This is a genomic window from Nocardiopsis sp. LOL_012 (assembly GCF_048060475.1).
In the GTDB taxonomy this organism is placed as follows: Bacteria; Actinomycetota; Actinomycetes; order Streptosporangiales; family Streptosporangiaceae; genus Nocardiopsis.
In genome coordinates this window covers 1-1,966 of record NZ_JBHMIV010000078.1, presented here as the reverse complement: position 1 = coordinate 1,966, position 1,966 = coordinate 1, and the positions used below count along the sequence as shown (strand labels likewise).

Genomic DNA, 1,966 nt, shown 5'->3' with positions numbered 1-1,966 from the left:
TGCGGGTCTACACCGAGCGGGTCACCGACGCCAGGACCGGCGGCGACTCCGACTCGCTGACCCTCTCGTCCTATCTGGAGAACCGCTTCAACGACCCGTCGCGGCTGCTGCGGGGTATCTCGGCGCTGCTTATCATCGTCTTCTACTTCTTCTACGTGGCCTCGGGCCTGGTGGCCATGGCCGGCCTGTTCGACCAGGTGTTCGGCCTGAACCCGGTGCTGTCCGTCGCGATCGGTGTGGGTATCGTCGTGCTCTACACCGTTCTGGGCGGCTTCCTCGCCGTCTCCCTGACCGACGTGGTGCAGGCGGCCATGATGTGGCTGGCCCTGCTCATCGTGCCGATCATGGTGATCGTCTCCCTGGGCGGTTTCGGCGGCCTCACCGACGGCGTGGCCGACAAGAGCGACGGCCTGCTGTCGGTGATGGGCGGGACCTCGCTCAACGCCGAGACCCTTGCCTGGGAGTCCACCGACGCACTGGGCTGGGTCGTGATCGTCTCGGGTCTGGCGTGGGGGCTGGGCTACTTCGGACAGCCGCACATCCTCTCGCGCTACATGGGCATCACCTCGGTCACCCAGATCCGCAAGGCCGGGATCGTCAGCGTCTCCTGGGCGGTCAGCGCCATGGCGCTCGCTGTCCTCGTCGGCTTCGTGGGAATCGCCTACTTCGACACCCCGCTGGCCGACGCGGAGCAGGTCTTCCCCCGGCTCGTCTCGGCCCTGACCCATCCGCTGGTGGCGGGTGTGCTGCTCGCGGCGATCCTCGCCGCGGTGATGAGCACCGCCGACTCCCAGCTCCTGGTCGCGGCCTCCGCCCTGACCGAGGACGTCTACAAGGGGTTCATCGCACGTGACGCCGACAGCAAGGTGCTGCTGTGGATCAGCCGTGTGACCGTGATCGCGGTGGCTCTGGCGGCGGCGGGCATCGCGCTGTGGGGCAACAGTTCGGTCATGGACCTGGTGGGCTACGCCTGGGCGGGCTTCGGTTCGGCCTTCGGCCCGGTCCTGCTGCTCTCCGTGTTCTGGAGGCGCATGACCTGGACGGGCGCTCTCGCGGGCATGGTGGTCGGCGCCACCGTCGCCATCGTGTGGGAGAACGTCGCCGCCTGGCTCACCGCTCTGGGCATCTACGACACCCTGCCGGTGTTCCTCCAGGACTTCTTGAGTGTGTACGCCATGGTCCCGGCCGCCGCCCTGAGCTTCGTGGCGGTCTTCGCCCTGAACTCGCTCGGCAGGGTCAGTGACGTGATGGAGTCCGACTTCGACCGCGTGGAGCACGAGGTCAGGCACCTGCGCGCGGAGGCTCCGGTCGGCTGATCCGGCTTCGCACCACAGGTACCTCCGGGCCCGTACCGCAGAGCGGTACGGGCCCTCCGCCTCCCGGTCGGGTGGGCCCGCCTCCGGGTTCCTCGGCGGGCCGTGGGATATTTCCCGTGCGGACTCCCCTCACGTGCGCTGTGCCCGCGTGTTTCTGTCCTCCTTATTTCGGTTAACCGATTAACCGATATAGAGATGGCCTTTTTGGTGCGGTGTAGCACGTCGGTGCTCGTTGTGGCGCGCGTGTTTCCTGGCCGTATCCAGGTCATCGGGCCGCGGGCGCGGTGCGGGCGCTCGTCATGGCCCGTGGTGTCCCCCTTTCCTCGTGTGAACGGGGACGACGATATGCCCGATGATCGGATGTCTTGTATGTCGGGGTGAACAAACGGTCCGGTTCTTATGTGGAGGAGGGAACAGTTGTATACGGCTAAAAACTCGAAAGAGTCTCGAAGGGGTGTTGTTCCACAAACGGGCATTGTGGTGGGCCGCTGATCGCCGCAATGATCACCTTCATGGCTTATAAGAAGCGCGTAAAGGCAGAGCCTTCGCGTGTCCAGGAAGGGAGGGGGCGGCTTTGAACGACTCCATGCTCGGGTCCGTGGTGACCTTCGTGCTGTATCTCGCCGGCATGGTCGGCATCGGCCTCTGGG

The 1,966-nt window shown here is 65.9% G+C and carries 1 protein-coding gene; it reads left to right on the top strand.

Annotation, left to right across the window (positions count from 1 at the left end):
- Positions 1 to 1,316, top strand: a 1,316-nt coding sequence (locus ACFHWE_RS23460; protein WP_416604040.1) for a sodium/proline symporter, incomplete at its 5' end; no start/stop codon positions are given.
- Between the last annotated feature and the right edge of the window lie 650 nt (positions 1,317 to 1,966).